Source organism: Altericroceibacterium spongiae, assembly GCF_003610805.1.
Lineage (GTDB): Bacteria > Pseudomonadota > Alphaproteobacteria > Sphingomonadales > Sphingomonadaceae > Altericroceibacterium > Altericroceibacterium spongiae.
The window spans coordinates 128,001-146,986 of record NZ_RAPF01000003.1 but is presented as its reverse complement, the minus strand read 5'-3'; the positions used below and the strand labels follow the sequence as shown (position 1 = coordinate 146,986).

At 56.0% G+C, this 18,986-nt stretch carries 13 protein-coding genes and 1 tRNA gene; 8 read left to right on the top strand and 6 right to left on the bottom strand.

What is annotated here, in order from left to right:
* A complete protein-coding gene (locus tag D6851_RS06625; RefSeq protein WP_120324113.1) occupies positions 1-1,029 on the top strand; it encodes a GDP-L-fucose synthase family protein in 1,029 nt (342 codons plus the stop codon).
* On the opposite strand, the gene D6851_RS06620 is transcribed toward D6851_RS06625, so the two are convergent.
* Both D6851_RS06620 and D6851_RS06615 read right to left on the bottom strand, forming a co-directional pair.
* Positions 953-2,932, bottom strand: coding sequence for a tetratricopeptide repeat-containing sulfotransferase family protein (locus tag D6851_RS06620; protein WP_120324112.1), 1,980 nt, complete (start codon positions 2,930-2,932; stop codon positions 953-955). The genes D6851_RS06625 and D6851_RS06620 overlap by 77 nt on opposite strands.
* A 79-nt stretch (positions 2,933-3,011) precedes the next feature.
* The gene (locus tag D6851_RS06615; protein ID WP_120324111.1) at positions 3,012-5,684 is read right to left on the bottom strand and encodes a TonB-dependent receptor; all 2,673 of its coding nucleotides are present in this window, start codon (positions 5,682-5,684) and stop codon (positions 3,012-3,014) included.
* A gap of 363 nt (positions 5,685-6,047) precedes the next feature.
* Between D6851_RS06615 and D6851_RS06610 the strand changes: the two genes are divergently transcribed.
* Positions 6,048-7,688, top strand: a complete 1,641-nt coding sequence (locus D6851_RS06610; RefSeq protein ID WP_120324110.1) for a BCCT family transporter — start codon at positions 6,048-6,050, stop codon at positions 7,686-7,688.
* Positions 7,689-7,776: 88 nt separating this feature from the next.
* On the opposite strand, the gene D6851_RS06605 is transcribed toward D6851_RS06610, so the two are convergent.
* Positions 7,777-8,760: a zinc-dependent alcohol dehydrogenase family protein gene (locus D6851_RS06605; RefSeq protein WP_120324109.1), complete on the bottom strand. Its 984-nt coding sequence runs from the start codon at positions 8,758-8,760 to the stop codon at positions 7,777-7,779.
* Positions 8,761-9,479: 719 nt separating this feature from the next.
* On the opposite strand from D6851_RS06605, the gene D6851_RS06600 reads away from it, so the two are divergent.
* The 3 genes from D6851_RS06600 to D6851_RS06590 all read left to right on the top strand — a co-directional run bounded on the left by D6851_RS06600 (position 9,480) and on the right by D6851_RS06590 (position 12,626).
* Positions 9,480-9,974, top strand: a complete 495-nt coding sequence (locus D6851_RS06600) for a VOC family protein (protein ID WP_183030014.1) — start codon at positions 9,480-9,482, stop codon at positions 9,972-9,974.
* A gap of 84 nt (positions 9,975-10,058) precedes the next feature.
* Positions 10,059-10,646 carry a VOC family protein gene (locus D6851_RS06595; RefSeq protein WP_120324107.1) on the top strand — a complete coding sequence of 196 codons (588 nt, stop codon included), beginning with the start codon at positions 10,059-10,061 and terminating at the stop codon, positions 10,644-10,646.
* A 441-nt stretch (positions 10,647-11,087) separates the two neighbouring features.
* A complete protein-coding gene (locus D6851_RS06590) occupies positions 11,088-12,626 on the top strand; it encodes a bifunctional aminoglycoside phosphotransferase/ATP-binding protein (RefSeq protein ID WP_120324106.1) in 1,539 nt (512 codons plus the stop codon).
* A 121-nt stretch (positions 12,627-12,747) separates the two neighbouring features.
* On the opposite strand, the gene D6851_RS18350 is transcribed toward D6851_RS06590, so the two are convergent.
* From D6851_RS18350 to D6851_RS06580, 3 genes are all read right to left on the bottom strand, one after another.
* Positions 12,748-13,023: a phage integrase central domain-containing protein gene (locus D6851_RS18350; RefSeq protein ID WP_420797096.1), complete on the bottom strand. Its 276-nt coding sequence runs from the start codon at positions 13,021-13,023 to the stop codon at positions 12,748-12,750.
* Entirely contained in the window at positions 12,965-13,240 is a 276-nt protein-coding gene (locus tag D6851_RS18005) for an integrase arm-type DNA-binding domain-containing protein (protein ID WP_238473974.1), read from the bottom strand. Before D6851_RS18005 ends, D6851_RS18350 begins: the two co-directional genes overlap by 59 nt.
* A gap of 192 nt (positions 13,241-13,432) precedes the next feature.
* Positions 13,433-13,523, bottom strand: a tRNA-Ser gene (locus D6851_RS06580).
* Between the two features lie 141 nt (positions 13,524-13,664).
* Between D6851_RS06580 and D6851_RS06575 the strand changes: the two genes are divergently transcribed.
* The 3 genes from D6851_RS06575 (at position 13,665) to D6851_RS06565 (ending at position 18,935) form a co-directional block, all read left to right on the top strand.
* Positions 13,665-14,630 carry a peptidylprolyl isomerase gene (locus D6851_RS06575; protein WP_120324105.1) on the top strand — a complete coding sequence of 322 codons (966 nt, stop codon included), beginning with the start codon at positions 13,665-13,667 and terminating at the stop codon, positions 14,628-14,630.
* Positions 14,627-16,039, top strand: a complete 1,413-nt coding sequence (locus D6851_RS06570; protein WP_120324104.1) for a putative 2OG-Fe(II) oxygenase — start codon at positions 14,627-14,629, stop codon at positions 16,037-16,039. The genes D6851_RS06575 and D6851_RS06570 overlap by 4 nt, the downstream gene beginning before the upstream one ends.
* Before the next feature lie 103 nt (positions 16,040-16,142).
* Positions 16,143-18,935 carry a M14 family metallopeptidase gene (locus D6851_RS06565; RefSeq protein WP_183030013.1) on the top strand — a complete coding sequence of 931 codons (2,793 nt, stop codon included), beginning with the start codon at positions 16,143-16,145 and terminating at the stop codon, positions 18,933-18,935.
* Positions 18,936-18,986: the final 51 nt, after the last annotated feature.

Below are 18,986 nucleotides of genomic sequence, written 5' to 3'. Positions count from 1 at the left end.
ATGGCCTATAATCTGACAGGTAAGCGGATTTATGTCGCCGGTCATGGCGGGATGGTCGGTTCTGCCGTCCTGCACAGGCTGCGACAGGAGAATTGTACGATTCTAACTGCCGAATCTTCGCTCGACCTGCGCGAACAAAGCGATGTGCGCCAATGGTTTGCAACGGTACGACCCGACGCCGTCATTCTGGCAGCCGCGAAAGTCGGCGGGATTATCGCCAATCGTGACGCTCCGGCACAATTCCTGCAAGATAATCTCCTGATTGCGGCCAATGTGATCGATGCCGCACAATCGGTCGATGTAGAAAAGCTGCTCTTTCTCGGCTCTTCCTGCATCTATCCGCGCATGGCAGCCCAGCCGATCGCCGAAGAAGCCTTGCTGAGCGGCCCGCTGGAGGAAACCAATGAAGCCTATGCACTGGCCAAGATTACCGGAATCAAACTGTGTCAGGCCTATCGCCGGCAATATGGCTGTGATTTTATCAGTGCCATGCCCTGCAATCTTTACGGGCCATATGACAATTTCGATCCACGCACTGCACATGTTCTGCCCGCGCTGATCCGGAAGGTCGAAGAGGCGGCCAGAAATGCCGCACCGGACCTCACATTGTGGGGCAGTGGCACGCCTTTACGGGAGTTTCTCCATGTCGATGATTGCGCCGATGCGCTGATTTTCCTGTTACAGTATTATTCGGACGAGAAGCCGGTCAATATAGGCAGCGGGGAAGAGATATCCATTCGAGATCTGGCCGAAATGGTGTGCGAGATTGCCGGATATTATGGTTCACTTCACTGGGACGAGACCATGCCCGACGGCACACCGCGCAAGCTGATGGACAATTCGCGTATGCGCAAGATGGGCTGGCAGCCGCATATCGGCCTGGAGGACGGAATTGCCGCAACGCATCGCTGGTTTCGCGAACGTCACGGCCCCGCTGCATTGTGGCCAGTCCTCAGGAAGCCAGCGCATCGCGCAAGGGCCCGAGCCATGGTTCATAAGGCTTCCATGCACCAACACCCGATCGGTTGATCGGGCGGCGAACCTGCTCTGAACTGGCAGTGCGCACGGCACGTTCAGTACGGTGAAAATCGAGGCAGTTTTCCTCGAAAGATACACCGATAAAATCAAGCATCCGACGGGTCTGGCCTTCGAGATTATCCAGCACATCCTCATGCTGCACGCGCAGAACCTTGCCCGGCAACACCGCATCCCAATGGTCCATCAGGCGCACATAATCGGCGTAATACCGGCCCACTTCATGCAAGCCGTAAGTAAATTCCTGACCTTCGGCAAAGAGCTGTTTGAAACCCGAAAAACAGCAATCCATCGGCGCACGGCGCGCATCGATGATTTTAGCATTGGGCAGAATCAGATGGATCAGACCGATATGGCGAAAATTATTCGGCATCTTGTCGATAAAAAATGGCGCACCCTGCCGGTGAATCCGGGTATTCTCGATATAGGCACGGCCCATTTGCGCGAATTGCTCGTCAGTGACATCATGCAGCACTTCCGGATAGCGCGAAGCCCCTGCCTTGCGGCCCCGCAGACGATGCGCCAGTGCCAGAATATCGGGCAGTTCCATCGTCCCGTCGATTTGTGAGTGCGAGGCCAGTATCTGTTCCAGCAGCGTCGAACCGGCACGTGGCAGGCCGAGAATGAATATCGGGTCCGGTGCCGGATCACCCGCCCCCTCATGCTGCGCAAAAAGGGCAGGTGTGCAGATATCGATCTGCTTCTGCAATTCGGCCGACATGTCATCCGCATCATAGCGTGTCTGCGCCCGTTTCAGCCGGTTTCCTTCCTCATAGTGATGGAATGAGCGCTCATAATCATGGCGATCCTCATAGGCCTTGGCGAGGGCAAAACTCATATGGACACGGTCCATGAAAGCGAGATCGGGACGCCGCAACTGCACTTCCATCGCCGCCAGTTCATCATCCGTGAAACGATAAGTCTTGAGATTGGCCAGCGCATAAAAGGCATCACCGTGATCGGGGCGCGCTGTGAAGGCTGCACGATAGGAAGCCACCGCCTTATCCTGTTGTCCCATGGTCTTGAGGGCGTGCCCTTTGGACGTCAATGTGGCAGGATCGCCGGGCAGCTTTTGCAGTACGGCATCGAATAACGCAAAAGCGCGATCGTAATCGCCGGTCTGCATACTTTCGATCGCCAGATGCGACATGAAAAGCGGATTCTCAGGGTTGGTGCGATAGAGCTTCTCGGCCTCATCACGCGCCTGGGCAAATTTCTGCCGCTTCCTCAGCACCTCAATATAGTCGAGCCGTAATCTTGTGTCACCGGGGGCAAAGGTGACCGCACTTTCCAGCAGAAATTCGGCATCATCGAGCACGCCCAGCCGACTGCCGATCTCAGCGAGCAGCCGCATCGCCTCGATATGATGCGGATTTTGCTGCAGAAAATAACGGCACAGTTTTTCCGCCTTGAGAATTTTCCCTTCATAAATCCAGTTGGTGACTGCGACAAGTTCGCGCGGCAATTGCGCAATTCGTTCGGCCTGTTTTCGGGCATGACCGGCTTCAACCGCCTGACCCTTATCATCCAGCAGCTTCGCCTGCGCCATCCAGCTTGCCTGCAAGGCAGGATTGAGCCGCACCGCCCGGCGATAATGCGCCAGTGCCGTCTCGCTTTCTCCCCTGTCGCGCGCAAGATGGCCCTGCTCCTGCACCGCGCGGCCATATTCGGGAGCCGCTTGCTGGAGATGCAGAAGGCAGGCCTGGGCCTTGTCATAATCCCCGGCGTAACGCGCCGCTACGGCGGCAATATAGAGCGCATCGACATGATCCGGGCTGGCAGAAAGCACCCGCTCCGCCGTTGCCATGGCTTCGGCAAATTGCCGTGCTTTCAATTGCTTGCGGGCGGTGTCGAGCGCATCCTTATGCGCATCGTCACTCTCTGCCGTTGCGGCCATGGCTGTTTATCCTCATTTCAAATAAGAAGGGCGGCCACGCCGGACCGCCCTTCTCTCACTTGCCTTGCGGTCAGTCAGCTCAGTAGCTGAAGGAAACCCGCGCGCCCACTGTCAGCGGACGATTCACGACCACGCGAGCGCGATCGTAATAGAAATCACCGCTCAGCTCGGCGCGCTCATCGCTGAGATTGTCGCCATAGACTTCGAAAGTCCAGTTATCCTTCGCGACACCGGCCGAGAGACCGAAAGTGGTGTAGCTGTCCAGCTTCAGACGGTTGATCTTGATGATATCCGTATATTTGGACGCGCTATGCGCCATCTGAGGCATGATGTGAGCCCGCAGGCCCGTATCGCCCAGATCGAATTCATAGCGTACGCGCAGATTGCCCTGGAAGGACGGCGCATAAGCCAGATCGCTGCCTTCGACCACATCGTTGGTCGGCGTCAGAACATCGGTGATCTCGGTGTCGAGAACCGAGAAAGCGCCCGAAACGGTCAGGCCCGGAACGCTATAGGGAGCAAAGGTGATTTCGCCTTCAACGCCCTTGATTTCGGCATCCGCCGCATTGTCCGAGAAGAACAGATTGGTGATGGACGGATCGAAAATCGTCGTCTGCAGGTTAGAAATGTCGACATAGAAAGCGCTGCCGTTGAAGCGCAGCTGACGGTCGAACAGATCGAGCTTCCAGCCGATTTCGTAGTTCTTTACTTCGTCGGTATCGAGCGCGAAGGGCACGGTGAAGCCATCGGGGCCGCCTGCCCCACCCGGACGATTCAGCAGACCGGGGCGGAAACCTTCCGAATAGGTTGCATAGAACAGCGTGTTCTCGGTCGGTGTCAGCGTCAGCGTTCCCTTGAAGATCACGCCATCGGTCTTCGCCTTATCGGGTGCCCGAACGGCATTATAGATCTGCTGGGCCGTACCCTGAAGATCGCCTACCGGACCTTCACCAGCGGCGCTCAGTGCCTGAGCGATCTGGTCGACCGACTGGCTGTCATCGAAGGTGAGCTGCGCATCCGGATTGCAGGTGTTGATATAGGTGTATTCACCGTCACCATCGTAGAGATCGCTGATATTAGTGCCGTAAGCATTCACATCCATACCCGCACTTGGGTTACAGAAAGAGCCGCTCGCACCGCCTTCCAGATCGACCTTCACGTTATAATAACGGGCACCGACAGTCGCCGTCAGCAAATCGGGCACGACATCGAAGGCGGCTTCGCCGAAGATGCCGAACTGCTCGTCCGTCCGCTTGGTGTCGTTACGGAAGATTGTGCCCGGATTGAATGCTGCCGGATCGGAATAATAGCCGCTGGTGAAGGCGCTATTCGCCGGGTAGCCGATCGAGCCATCATACAGTTCGACGTCTTTAGAACCGAGATAGTTATAATCGTTGCGCTCTTTCAGATTCAGCTTGCTGTAAAAGCCGCCTGCAGTCACGCGGAAGGGCTTGTCAGCCGGCGTGTTGAAGCGCAGTTCCTGGGTGAATTTCTTCATCGAGGAATCGGACGTCACATTGGCATAAGGTGCCTGGCAGGTGCCTGACGGTGCCACACCATCACCCGGATAGGTCACCGACGTATCGCAGATGTAATAGGGCAGATACTGACCGGCATACATATAGTCGGTGTAATCGACGCGCTGGTTCGTTTCACGATCCGTATAGGCCCCGGTGTAAACCATTTCGAGCGCCCCGAGACGACCTTCGACCGTCCATGCGGTGTTAGAGAAATCGTCTTCGAGATTGTCCTGCTGATAACGCTCGATTTCGAGATCGTCGAGTTCGGGATCTTCGAAGAAAACACCGTCCGTATCGAGACCCTGCCGCATATGGGCGACCTTGATCGACCAGTCCGGCGTTACTTCCCACAATGCCGTCACGCGGAAACCGCTATAATCGGTGTCGTTGAAATTGTCTTCCACCAGATTTGCGTTATCAGCGGAGATGAAATCAACGCCCGACAGATCGGCAGTAGACTGAAAACCGGCGCGGTTCGGACCGACCGGAACGCCGTTCTGACGCACGGTACCTTCGGGGCGGAAACGCGCGCTTCCGCTCAGATCGCGCGTGCCGTGAACATTGTCGATATAACCGCCCTGATGGTCAACGAAGAACACGCCGCGAACAGCGAAGTTGTCAGTCACCGGAGCATTGACCACGGCTTCGACATTGTTGCTCATGTCACCGCCCTTGGTGAAAGCAACACCAGCCTTGGCCTTGCCCTGCCATTCACCCATGACCGGATCATTGGTGATGAGGCGAACCACACCAGCCTGACTCGATGCACCGAACAAGGTGCCCTGCGGACCGGCCAGCACTTCCACTCGTGAAAGGTCGGCGGCATAAACGTCAAGGTTACGGCCGGGCTGTGAAAGCGGCTGTTCGTCAAGATAGACCGATACGTTAGGTGCCAGGCCGGCCACACCCGCGGTGGTGAGGTTTGGCGTAGTGGAAGCGAGGCCACGAATATAAATCGTATTCTGGCCGGGGCCACCGCCGCCAGCCGTCACGCTCGGCAATTGCTGCATATAATCGGTGAAGTTGGCAATGCCGAGCTGTTCAAGCGCTTCTTCACCCACGGCCTGCACCGAAATCGGCACATCCTGCGTGCTTTCTACACGCTTGGTTGCCGTGACGATAATTTCCTGGACGCCACCCTGACGGGCAGGCTGCTGGTCCTGTGCAACCGCCGGGGCGGTAATGGCAATGGCAAGCGCGCCAATAGACGCTCCGCTGCAAAGCTTCTTCATATCGTTTCCCTGTTACTAGCTCGACCCGCAGCGCCGCGCAGCATGCAGCAGCACTCTTAGAGGCAGATCGAAAAGACCATCAGATCACCAGAGGCAGAAATAAATTCCCCTGATCCGGAGGTTGCGGCTAAATGAGCATTGGCCAGATATCCACCGGCGATCACGGAATTTGCCAAGGAAAAATAATAGCGTTGCATGAACACAACAGTGCACTTATTGGTGTGAAAGAAGAGCCGTGAAGCGCTCTCAATTTTTTACAGGGTGCACACGCTTGACATTATACTTGAAAATATCGCCATGTTCTAACGAACAACTTTCAGGCAATTCAAGTAATAAGATTTCTATACTTTAAGGAATTTCCACGTGGCAAGTCAATCTGGCGGTCCGGGAAGTCCCGCCGCAAATTTCAAACCCAGCGTTTTCTTTGGGGCCATTGGTTTAATTGGCCTGATTATCCTGTTTGCCGTCTTCAATGCCGATCAGGCAGAAAGCAGTTTCGGCGCCATTCAATCCGCTGCAACCCATAACTTTGGCTGGTTCTTCGTTTTAACCGCAGACATCCTGTTGGTTTTCTGCGGTTATTTTGCCATTTCCCGAGCCGGTCATATTCGGTTGGGCGGGCCGAGAGCCAAGCCGCAATACGGCCTGCTGACATGGTTCGCGATGCTGTTCAGCGCGGGCATGGGTATCGGTTTGCTGTTTTATGGCGTGGCCGAACCGGTGATGCATTTCTCCAATCCCCCCTCCTCAGCCTTCTCCAATCCCGATGCGACATTACCGCGCGGACTGGCTGGAAACGCGCAGCACGCTATGGGCCTCGTCTTTCTGCATTGGGGGCTACATGCCTGGGGTATTTACGCGATCATCGGGCTCGGGCTGGCCTATGTCGCTTATAACCGGAATCTCAGTCTCAGTATCGGCGCATTTCTGAAGGAAGCCTTCCCGCGTATTCCAACGCTGGTTGTCGATATGATCGACGTGCTTGCCATTACGGCAACAGTCTGTGGCGTTGCCGCCTCACTCGGCCTCGGTGCATCGCAGATCAATGCCGGACTGGAACTTTTGCTGGGCGTGCCCGATAACGGCCTGGCCAAAGCCATCATTATCGCCGTTATCACCGGGCTGGCCACATTATCGGTGGCGATGGGTCTGGATACCGGCATCCGGCGGCTTTCGGAATGCAACATGGCACTGGCCGTGCTGCTCGCGCTCTTCATTTTCGTTGTCGGGCCAACAGTGTTTCTGCTCGACGGTTTCGTGCAGAATATCGGCTATTATTTTCAACGCTTCATTTATCTGTCTACCTGGACGGAGACCTACAGTCCGGGAGACTGGCAGAGCAAGTGGACAATCTTCTATTATGCCTGGTGGATCAGCTGGTCGCCTTTTGTCGGCATTTTTATCGCTCGCATTTCCTATGGTCGATCGCTGACCGAATTTATCAGCGGCGTCCTGCTGGTACCGAGCCTGTTCACTTTCGCCTGGATGACGATCTTCGGAGACAGCGCACTTCATATTGAACTGCTTGGCAATGGCGGACTGTCCGCAGCGGTCAATGCCAGCATGCCCGATGCGCTGTTCGCCTTTCTCGATCATTATCCGCTGAGCCAGATTGCCTCCGGGCTCGCGATTATCATCGTGGCGACTTTCTTTGTGACTTCAGCTGACTCCGGAGCGCTGGTGACCGCCATGATCGCTTCGGGCGGGCATAGCCATGCCGGACTGATACACCGCATCACATGGGCTGTGGCTTTCGGCACACTGGCAGGTGCGCTGATCTGGTCTGGCGGGCTCGATGCCTTGCAAACCGCTGCCATCGTGACAGGCCTGCCCTTTGCAGTCGTTCTGCTTCTGATGGCCGCCGGATTGCTACGCATGATCCTGCATGAACTGCATCTGCGTGACGAAGCGGAACTGGAGAAGCAGGAACGCGAAGCGGCCGAAGCCGCCGCTGCAGCAGCCGAAGCTTTCTATGCGGAAAACGAAATGTCGCGGAAAGACTAGAACGCCGATACTTTCGCCAAATAGCAGGGCCCGGATCGTCTAGCAGGACGGTCCGGGCCTTTTCTATAACAGCTTTTGTCGCAACCCGTCACGGAACCAGAACGGCCGCCCCTTCGAACCGGCCAGCCCGCAAATCGTCGAGCGCCTGATTGGCCTGCTGCAGAGGGTAGGTCGTCGTCTGCGTGGCAATGCCGATTTTGGGCGCAAGACCGAGAAAGTCGATTCCATCCTGCCTGGTCAGATTGGCAACCGAAAGAATCTGCCGCTCCTCCCACAAATCGGCATAGGGGAAACTCGGAATGTCGCTCATATGAATGCCGGCACAGACAACCCGGCCGCCCTTGCGCACCGCTTTCAATGCTGCCGGAACAAGGCTGCCAACCGGCGCAAAAATAATCGCAGCATCCAGCAGGTCTGGCGGGGCTTCATCCGATCCCCCCGCCCAGACGGCCCCTAGCTCACGCGCGAAATCCTGAGTTGCCGTATCGCCGCCACGGGTAAAAGCGTAGATTGACCGCCCCTGCCAACGGGCCACCTGTGCGATAATATGGGCAGCCGCTCCAAAACCGTAGAGCCCCAGCTTCCCAGCGTCCCCCGCCATAACAAGCGAACGCCACCCAATCAGTCCCGCACATAATAACGGCGCCAGCGCTACATCATCCCCCTGCTCGCCTAACGGAAAGGCAAAGCGGGCATCGGCCACCACCGATGTCGCATAGCCACCATCCCTTGTATAACCCGTGAATTCCGGCGCATCGCACAGATTTTCCCGTTCAATCCGGCAATAGGGGCAAGTACCGCAAGTATGCCCTAGCCAGGGGATCCCGACTCTTTCACCGATCCGCAGACCTTCGACCTCGTTGCCAATCGCCGTGACGCGACCAACGATTTCATGCCCCGGAACGATCGGCACTTTAGGATCAGGAAGTTCACCATCAACCACATGCAGATCGGTGCGGCAGACCCCGCAGGCCGACACGCTCACGCGGATTTCTCCTGCTGCGGGATCACGATCGGGCAACTCGGCCCAGACCAGTGGTTCGCCAATCTTTCTCAAAACCATCGCATGCATGGCACATTCCCATATTAATTCCGGCCTTTGCGATGATTGTACCCGAGCTATAAAAAGCTCAGTTCACACCCTCGCTCCGGTTTCAATTCTGAAGCTACCAATTGCCCGTCCGGACTGGAAAAGCAGATCAAACAGCCGGTAACCGGCCCGCAGAATACACCTTGCTGACCTGCGGGTAAGCAGCCATTTCGTCACAGCCTGCACCCCCCGAAGGTCTACCCGGCAGAACAGCCGATCAATCGAGGCTTTTGCCCGGATCAGAGCTTTGACACTCCAGCCTCGCACAAAGCCGGGGCTTTCCATAGCCTGCTATCTGATAGCAGATATAACAGACGCAATCAGACATGATTCCGAATCACCTATTGTCCTACGAAAATAGGAATGGGCCGCTATATTGGTCAGGAGAATAACCGTTCCGGCCTCTACCCCGTTCGATTGGCAAATTCGCAGCAGGAAAATTCCGGAACATAACATTGAATTATATAGGAAATTATCATTTTAAAAAGACATGGTTCTTTCTTGCATCTTGCGTTCACAGGGTTTTATGCCTTATCTTCTATATAGAAGTTGTTTTGAATATCATCGCATGTCTTCGAGTTTCCAACTGTAGGGCATGCAGGTGAAACAAGGAGAGAGATAAAATGGGACAACTATCATCTTCGTCTGACGTCGATTGGACCAAATACACACAGAAGCCTGCGATTCGATCCATTCGGCATATGTCTTTCCGCTGTTTCGATGGTGAAGAGACCCGTGAGTTCTACGAGGACTTTCTGGGAATGGAATTTACCGCCGCGATACCGGAAAAAATGGAAGTGGATGGCAGGACCACAGAAGTCATGCATATCTATTTCCGGATGGCAGATGGCGATTTCATCGCCTTTTATGACATGCCGGACGATGTCACTCCCGAAAAGTTCACCTTCGATCCCATGGAACTTCATCTCGGTATGAAAGTGCCTTCAGAAGAAGCCATGATGACCTGGGCGGAACGACTGAAGGAAAGGGGCATCGAATATATGGGCCCGATGGATCATGACATGGTTCAGTCAATCTATTTCCAGGACCCAAATGGTCTTTGGCTGGAAGCAACCTATCAGGTCCCTGATCACGAAGAGATTATGCACCGGGAAATGTCTGAAGCCAAAGACATTCTAGCTGACTGGACGGTGCAATCCGCTCCCAAGAAGAAAAAATTCCGGGAAATTCAATAAACCCTTCTCTCGGAATTCGTTCCAGTGGAGTGCCTGCGGCGTAACGACTGCGCCAGGAAAACACGGGTAAGAGGATATTTAGATATGAGCAATGCAACCTTAACCGCCGAAGCCCCGCAGACATCTTCTGCTGTCAAACGTCCGCCTATTCATTCCTTTCATCATCCGGCGATCAAATGTTTTGATGCCGAAGAAACCCGTAGATTCTATGAAGATATTCTCGGCTTGCCGCTCAATGCAGCGGTGATGATCAATGATGACGGTCGTGGCGGTGACTATTTTTTCATGCATATTTTCTTCCGCATGGCCGACGGTGATTTCCTCGCCTTTTTCGACAAGGACATCGACATAAAGCCGGATATTTTTAAGCCATATAATGAAAATGAATTCCGCGTCGGCTTGCGAGTGGATACGGAAACCGAATTGAATGAAATGGTCGACCGGCTTTCGAAAGCAGGTGTGGAATTTCGCGGCCCTGTAAACAATGGATTTGTAACATCCATCTATTTCAAGGACCCCAACGACCTGAATTTGGAAATTTCGGCCCCGGTCCCCAACTACGACGACGTCATTGCGAGAGAAAAAAGCCGGGCGAAAGACGTGCTCGCCGACTGGACTAAAAAAACGGCGGCAAAAAAGGACGCGGTTCGGAAGGCGCAGGCGACACAGTAAGCTTGCGCCCTCCCCTATAAGATGTAGTCTGCCCAACATAAACGGACCAATTTCGGAATTTTCGGCAATCAAAGCTTCCCGCAATCTGGTAGAAAACCGTGTGGCAGACAGCTCAATTACAAGTCTTGCGAAGCCATATTTTTCACCGCTGCGCATTATCGTAATAGTGGCAGATATGAGCTAGAGTGGAGCCACAATATTGGGTTAAAACCCAATATTGTGGCAGTTTTGTACGGTTCCTCCACTGATCGCGCCTATCCGACATCAGAGCCCGTGACATACGGTTCGCCTGCTCCGCTTCTTATGCCGGATCGGAAATGCACCTCAGTCCTTTCAACAGAACATGGTTTGAAACTTTAGCCGAACATCTTTTACCGGATCAGGAAGGAAAGATGTGTTCTGATATGCTGCTTGGCAGACAAGAAAGGAGCGAGCCACTCCATGATCGATCAGAGCGAAACCATCCGCTTCCTGTCCCGGCCGGAAACCTATGGCTGTTCAGGGCCGGTCGAGCGTATTGATACGCATGATGCAATTGTATTTCTTGCCGGCGAACATGCTTACAAGCTGAAGCGAGCGATACGCCTTCCTTATCTCGATTTTTCAACCGCCGCGAAACGGAGAACGGTTTGCGAGACGGAACTAGCGCTCAATCGCCGCACCGCTCCGGAACTCTATTGTGAAGTCCGCGCTATTCGACAGACACCGGACGGCGCACTAACATTCGATCAGGGTGAGACTGTGGACTGGCTGGTCGTCATGCGTCGCTTCGCCGATGATGCACTCCTCGAACATATCGCCGAAAGAGGGGAACTGACGCCTCCCCTGATCGATGAAATTGCCGATCATATCGCGACTTTTCACGAGCAGGCCGAAATCTGCATGTCTGCAGATGGAACCTCACGGATACGAAAGGTCATCGAAGGAAATTTCGAAAGTATGACCTGCCTGCCGAACGGTTTTCTGCCGGAAGATCAGTATCTGCGACTGCATCGCGCCAGCCTTGCAACATTGGACAACATGGCACCGTTACTCGACCGCCGCGCCGGAGCAGGCTGTGTACGCCACTGCCATGGCGACCTTCATCTGGCGAATATATGCCTCTGGGAGGGGCATCCGTTGATGTTCGACTGTCTCGAATTCGATGCCGAACTCGCGACGACAGACACATTGTACGATCTCGCCTTTTTATTGATGGATTTATGGCAGCGCGGTTTTGCAGTACAGGCTAATCGCCTCTTCAACCGCTATTGCGACATGGCAGATGAATCTGATGGGCTGGCAGCTCTGCCGCTCTTCCTGTCCATGCGCTCAGCTATTCGTGCGCATGTGACGGCAAGCGAGGCGCAGCAACAATCCGATGAATATAAGCGTAAGAACACGCTCGAAAAGGCTCGCTCCTATCTTACGGCAGCTCTTACCTTCCTGCACCCGAACAAACCTCGACTTATCGCGATCGGCGGGCTGAGTGGCACGGGTAAATCCACATTGGCAGCAGCCCTTGCCCCCTCTATCGGAGCGCCACCCGGCGCGCGCTGGCTGCGCAGTGATGTATTACGCAAGCGTATGGCTGGCCTCACTCCCGAAGACACACTACCCGAGAGCGCATATTCAGCCGAAGCCGGACAAAGGGTCTATAAGCGAATGCTTCAGGAGGCTGGAGAAGCTCTGGATGCAGGCCAATCAGTCATTACCGATGCGGTTTTCGCCAAGCCAGATGAACGGCTGGCACTGGAGCGCTTATGTCGGGACATCAATATCCCCTTCTCCGGCATCTGGCTCGACGCACCGCTCATGACTCTCGAACATCGCGTCAGAGACCGCCGATGCGATGCCTCGGATGCAGATATTGATGTGGTTAAGCAGCAATCGACCTATGATGTTGGTGAGCTGGGCGACTGGCACAGGCTGGATGCCTCCGGAACGGCATCTGCGCTTGCAGACAACGTTCTGCAGATCATTTCCAGGGAACGACAGTAACGCAAAGCTATAGGCACCCGTCTGATGACTTGCCGGCCAGGGCAGGAGTGGAAGAGCGCCATTCGGTAACCACAATAATTGGGGGGCCTATATACCTAACCAGCCAAAAATGGCGATGGCGTCAAGATATTGTTGGCTGGTTAGGTATATAGGCCCCAAAGTTAAGCACGGCCCTGATTCGCTGTTTCACCCGCCTGCCGGTTTCGGATTTCTCAGTCCATACCTTGGAAATTGCGGTGATGGTCTCACCAGCGGTTATACTGCCGACCGGCTTGGAACCAAGGGAAGGGAAAGCATAGGCCGTCATGGAGTTGGTCCACTGGTCATCGCTCTTGGAGTTAGACCACTGGTCCTTGTGTGTTTCGTAGTAGGTCTGGGCAGCTTCCTGAGGCAACACTCCCGGCCTTAGCCTTGCGCTTCTCTGCCACAAGGTCACGCCCGTCTTCGCGAGTTGCCTTGCGGGCTTCGGCGGCCTTGGCTCGGGCCGATGCCAGCGTAACCAGCTTGGCGCTGCCAAGGCCAATGTCGCGCCGCTTACCCTCATGCTGGATACGTAGAAGCCAGCTTGCACCGCCACTGCAACTTACTTTTAGGAAAAAGGCCGCCCCCGTCACTATAGGTTCCGGGCTTGCCCATGTCAGCTCCCCAAACAATGTGGGGACGCTTCCTCACACTTGGATATCTCCCCACATTTTAGCGAGGCTGTGGGCGAATATCAACGAACACGGATGGATACATACGGACCGAAAAGCCTCAGAAAACCGCGCCTTTCGGCGGTTGACTATGAACACTGGTGAATGGGTAATTGGCGGAGCGGGAGGGATTCGAACCCTCGATACGGGGTTACCGTATACACACTTTCCAGGCGTGCGCCTTCGACCACTCGGCCACCGCTCCGCATGCCTGTGCGAGCGCTGGCCCCTAGCGGGCGGGAAGCGGTTGTGCAAGACGTCCCCGATCCTTTTCGCATAAATTTTGAAAATTTCCCCTTCCTTGGAGAATTGCCGAGCAGCTGTTCCAGTGGCATGCTGCCTGTCCATGACGATCTTTTCCCCGCGCCGGGCAGGCGCCTTCGCTTGCGCAACTTTTGCTCTGCTGACCGTTCCGGCCGCTCATGCCGCAGAGACGGGGCCAGCTACACCCGATGCAATTGTGGCTGCGTCTCCCGCCGGGGACTGGCAGGCCATTCCCGCCGATGAGTTGCTGGTGATGACATTGGCGCCGGCGAAAGACGGCTCGTCAAGGCAAATTGTCATCCAGCTGGTTCCCTCGCCCTATTCGCAGGGCTGGGTCGATAATATCCGCAAGCTGGCAAAAGCGCATTGGTGGGATGGTACGAGCGTTTATCGTGTGGTCGATAATTGGGTAACCCAATGGGGCGATGCCGAAGAAACCAAACCGCTGCCGGACAGTCTGCGCGATATTCCCGAAAGCGAATATATCACGCCTCTTGGCAAAGCCATATCCTTATCCTGCGACAAGGCTGAGACACCGCAGGCCCTGTGCGACTCCTACGCCCCTGTGGCGCAGATTATCGATGGTTGGCCGCTGGCAAGCGACGGAACATCGCGCTGGCCGGTCCATTGTTATGGCTCGGTAGGCGTAGCGCGCAACCTTTCGCCCGATACCGGCTCGGGTGCCGAACTCTATACGGTAATCGGCCATGCACCACGGCAGCTCGACCGCAATGTGGCAGTGGTCGGACGGGTCATTGAAGGCATGACCTATCTCTCGACCTTACCACGGGGGAAAGGTCCGGCGGGGACCTATGCCGATCCGGCCATGCGCGTTCCTATCCGGTCTGTGAGGCTGGCTTCGCAATTGCCCGAAGCCGATCGGCCCGCTTTCGAATTCATGACCGACGACAGCGATAGTTTTGCCCACTACTTCGCGCTGAGGGCTGCACGGCACGACGATTTTTACCATGTTCCGGCCCATGGTGTGGATGTCTGCAATGTGCCCGTCCCCATTCGCGCACGCAAAACGGGCGCATCAGCCGAATGACAATGCCTGCACGGCTCCTCCCGGACGAACTCCTTGCACAGGCGCGCCATGCACGCGCAGCAGGGCGTATGAAAGAAGCACTCGCACTGTATCGCAAAGCCGCGGCGCAGGCTCCCGATAACGCTGCCATAGCGCACAATCTGGCGGCCATGCTCGGCGATATGTCATGTTTCGTCGAATCCGAAACATGGGCGCTGCAAGCAGTCCGTCTGGGCCGGGGAGCTGCGGAAAGCCTGCTGGTTCTGGCGCGGGCGCAACAAGGGAAAGGCGATCTGACTGCGGCGGAGGACAGCTTCGAACAAGCCCTTGCCGCACGTCCCGCTTACCGGGAAGCACATCACGATCTTGCGCAACTGCGCTGGATGCTTACCGGCGACATCGCACAGGCTTCACAGAGACTCGACCGGGAGATTCTTCGCAATCCGGCCAGTGCCGACCTGCTGGAACTGAAAGCGCAGCTTCTCCTGTCGGCCGATCTGCCGGAAGAGGCTGCCGCGGCAATAGCCCGCGCAGTGGAGCTGGCTCCCCGACAAGCCGGTCTGCGGATCGTGCAGTCGCACATTGCCGGACAGCAGGGCAAGGCCGATGCGCAGCTCACTTTTGCCAGTCAGGCGCTGGAATGCGACAGAACATCGCACAGTGCGGCCAAGGCTGCTCTGGAAGCACTGCTCCATTGCGGACGAGTGGATGAAGCCGAGCAGCTCGCCATCCGTATTTTGCAGGCCCATCCCGGCGATCAGGGTATCGTCGCATTGCTCACCACCGCCTGGCGCATGAAAGGCGATCCGCGCCACGCCCTGTTTTGCACGGCACCCGGTCTGATATCGACCGGAACGATTGCAACGCCCGAGGGCTGGAGTGACCTGTCTGCCTATCTCGGCGATCTCAAAACGGCACTGCTCAGGCGGCATCCATGGGCGAGCCATCCGCTCGATCAGTCGCTGCGTCACGGCAGTCAGACGCAGGAAGATCTGACGCAATCTACCGATCCGGCTATTCAGGCACTGTTTCGCGCATTGCACCCGGTGATCGAGCGCCATATTGCCGCGCTCGGCCCGGGCAAAGACCCGGTGCGAATGCGCTCCAACGGACGGTTTCGTTTCGGCCCGGCATGGTCGGTAGCGCTTTCCCCCGGCGGGTTTCATGTCGATCACGTGCATCCGCAGGGCTGGATGTCCTCTGCCTTTTATGTCGATCTGCCCCAGACCATCGGGCAGGGAAAAGAAGGCTGGCTCGCTTTCGGACGGCCAGGCATTCCCACTCGCCCGCAACTGGCGCCTTTCCATCACATTCGCCCCGAACCGGGTATGCTGGCCATTTTCCCGAGCTATCTGTGGCACGGCACAGAGCTGTTTTCCGGCCATCAGAAACGCCTGACGATCGCTTTCGACATCATGCCGGGCGAATAAATAATCTTTAAGTGCAGACCGGGAGTGAGGATGTTGCTTTCGGTTCCGTCTATTCGATCAGGGCTTCTTGTGGGCCGAAACCATGCAAATGCGAGGGGGAATAATGAAACACTTTCTGTTTTGCGGCGCAGCCATTATCGGACTGGCACTTCAGCCGGTTACGGCTTTTGCTCAGGAAGAGCATATTTCAGGCAGCAACAGTCTGGGTATTACCGCACCGGCCGATGCCTTTCCACAGGAACCGGGCAGCGATTACTTCCTCGCCAATTACACGCAATATGAAGCCTATCTGAAACTGCTGAACCAGCAGTCCGACCGGATGAAACTGGTCAATATCGGCAAAACCGCCGAAGGGCGCGATCAGTGGATGGCCATCGTTTCCTCGCCGGAAAATCTGGCAAAACTGGATGAATATCGCGATATTGCCCGGCGTCTGGCCAAGGCCGACGGGCTGAGCGAGGATGAAGCCAAAGCGCTCGCGGCGAAGGGCAAGGCCGTCGTGTGGATCGATGCAGGGCTTCATGCGACCGAAACTGTCACCACACAAAGCCAGATCCATGTGCTTTATCGCCTGCTGAGCCAGAACGATCCCGAAACCCTGCGTGAGCTGGACGATGTCATCATGCTTTTCCCGCATGACAATCCTGACGGCCTGCAACTTGTCGCCGACTGGTATATGCGCAAGGATGATCCGAAGCAGCGTGAATTCGGTTCGATCCCGCGCCTTTACCAGAAATATGTCGGCCACGATAATAATCGCGACAGTTTCATGTCGCAGATGCCGGAAACCGAAAATGCCAATCGCGTCATGTTCCGCGAATGGTTCCCGCAGATCATTTTCAATCAGCACCAGACCGGCCCGGCGGGCATGGTTGTGTTCGTTCCGCCTTTCCGCGATCCGTTCAACTACAACTATAATCCGCTGGTCATGACCACGCTGGACGAAGTCGGCTCGACAATGCACAGCCGCCTCGTATCGGAAAATAAGCCGGGTTCGGGCAAGCGCAGCGTGGCCCCTTATTCCACATGGCATAATGGCATGTTCCGCTCGATCGCCTATTTCCACAATGCAGTGGGCCTGCTGACCGAAATTATCGGCGGTCCGACGCCGGAGCGCATTCCGCTGATCCCGGACACACAATTGGCCCGCAATGACGAGCCGATGCCGATTGCCCCGCAGGAATGGCATCTGAAGGACAGTCTCGAATATCAGTGGTTCCTGAACCGGGCGGTACTCGATTACGCATCGCGCAACCGGGAGCGTCTGCTGCTCAACATCTACAAGATGGGCGCCGCCAATATCCGGAAGGGCGAACAGGATAGCTGGACGATCACACCCAAGGATGTCGATGCGCTGAAGGAAGCGGCCGGCGACGGCCCGCCCCCTGAAGAAGAGGGGATCAATCCCTGGCGCTCTCGCGGACGTGTGGCCTCCAGTCTCTATTCCGAGCTGCAAAAGCCGGAAAATCGCGATCCGCGCGGTTACATCATTCCTGCCGGACAAACGGACATGCCGACGGTCGTGGCTTTTCTCAATGCGCTTATCAAAAATGGCGTGGATGTGGAAAAGGCGACCGGAAGTTTCACCGTGGAAGGCAAGACCTATCCGGCAGGTTCTTATATCGTGAAAACCGCACAGGCTTATCGTCCGCATGTGCTGGACATGTTCGAGCCGCAGGATCACCCGCATGATTTCGAATATCCCGGCGGCCCGCCCAAAGCGCCTTACGACATCACAGGTTATACACTCGCTTTCCAGATGGGTGTGGATTTCGATCGTATTCTGGAAGGGTTTGACGGGCCGTTCGCGCACGTACCGGGTCTGATCGATACACCCGCCGGTAAAATTGAAGGATCGGCCGGGGCAGGCTGGCTTGTACCGCACACGGCCAATAACAGTTTCATTCTGACCAATCGCCTTCAGGAAGCCGGTGTGCCTGTTTCATGGGTGATGCAACCGATCGATGCAGCAGGCCGCAATTTTCAGCCCGGTGCCATCTGGGTGCCCAATTCGGCCGGCGCGCAGAAAGTCATGGCCAGTGCGGCTGCGGATTTGGGTTTGGACGCTTTCGGGGTTGCGACGGCGCCTTCGGCAGACACAATGGCACTCACCAAGCCCCGTATCGGGCTGGTCGATAAATATGGCGGCAATATCCCGGCAGGCTGGACCCGCTGGCTGCTCGAACAATATGAATTTCCCTTCTCGATCGTCTATCCGCAGGAACTCGACAAGGGCGATCTGAAGGACAAATACGATGTTCTCATCTTTGCCGATGGCACGGTGCCGGGCGATGAAGACAGCCTTTATCGTGCCCCGCGCGAAGCCGATCAGCCGGACCCCAAAGATATTCCTGCCGAATATCGTCCCTGGCTCGGAGAAATCACACAGGATACCACCGTGCCGGCTATTGCCACTTTCGCTCGCGAAGGTGGCACGGTCATCACTGTAGGCAGCGCAAACAGGCTTGCCGAACTGATCGGCGCACCGGTGGAAGCAGCGCTTTACGAAGAGGATGGCAATCAGCGCAAAATCCTCGACCGCCGCGAATTCTATATTCCCGGCTCGCTGGTGACGGCGCATGTCGATAATAGCCAGCCGCTGGCCTTCGGGATGCCTGACACTGTCGATCTGTTCTTTGCCAACAGCCAGTCTTTCCAGGCCAAGGGTAACGGTGCAGCACCGGTTTCCTGGTTCGACACTGCTACGCCGCTGCATAGCGGCTGGGCACTGGGTCAGGAACGATTGAAGGATACGGTCGCCGTATTCGATACCGATCTGGGCGATGGCAAAATCTTTATGATGGGGCCGGAAATCACCCAGCGCGCGCAGCCTTATGCGACTTTCAAATTCCTGTTTAACGGGCTGTTCTATGGCCCGGCCAGCGCGGAAGACTAACCCCCTCTTTGACACTCCGCGAAAGAGTTGGGGCCGGGCAGCAATGTCCGG

Excerpts from the sequence above, each read along its gene's own strand:
- D6851_RS06625 (WP_120324113.1), top strand. The coding sequence starts at position 1 with ATGGCCTATAATCTGACAGGTAAGCGGATTTATGTCGCCGGTCATGGC.
- D6851_RS06620 (WP_120324112.1), bottom strand. The coding sequence starts at position 2,932 with ATGGCCGCAACGGCAGAGAGTGACGATGCGCATAAGGATGCGCTCGAC.
- D6851_RS06615 (WP_120324111.1), bottom strand. The coding sequence starts at position 5,684 with ATGAAGAAGCTTTGCAGCGGAGCGTCTATTGGCGCGCTTGCCATTGCC.
- D6851_RS06605 (WP_120324109.1), bottom strand. The coding sequence starts at position 8,760 with ATGCATGCGATGGTTTTGAGAAAGATTGGCGAACCACTGGTCTGGGCC.
- D6851_RS06600 (WP_183030014.1), top strand. The coding sequence starts at position 9,480 with ATGTCTTTCCGCTGTTTCGATGGTGAAGAGACCCGTGAGTTCTACGAG.
- D6851_RS06595 (WP_120324107.1), top strand. The coding sequence starts at position 10,059 with ATGAGCAATGCAACCTTAACCGCCGAAGCCCCGCAGACATCTTCTGCT.
- D6851_RS06590 (WP_120324106.1), top strand. The coding sequence starts at position 11,088 with ATGATCGATCAGAGCGAAACCATCCGCTTCCTGTCCCGGCCGGAAACC.
- D6851_RS06575 (WP_120324105.1), top strand. The coding sequence starts at position 13,665 with ATGACGATCTTTTCCCCGCGCCGGGCAGGCGCCTTCGCTTGCGCAACT.
- D6851_RS06570 (WP_120324104.1), top strand. The coding sequence starts at position 14,627 with ATGACAATGCCTGCACGGCTCCTCCCGGACGAACTCCTTGCACAGGCG.
- D6851_RS06565 (WP_183030013.1), top strand. The coding sequence starts at position 16,143 with ATGAAACACTTTCTGTTTTGCGGCGCAGCCATTATCGGACTGGCACTT.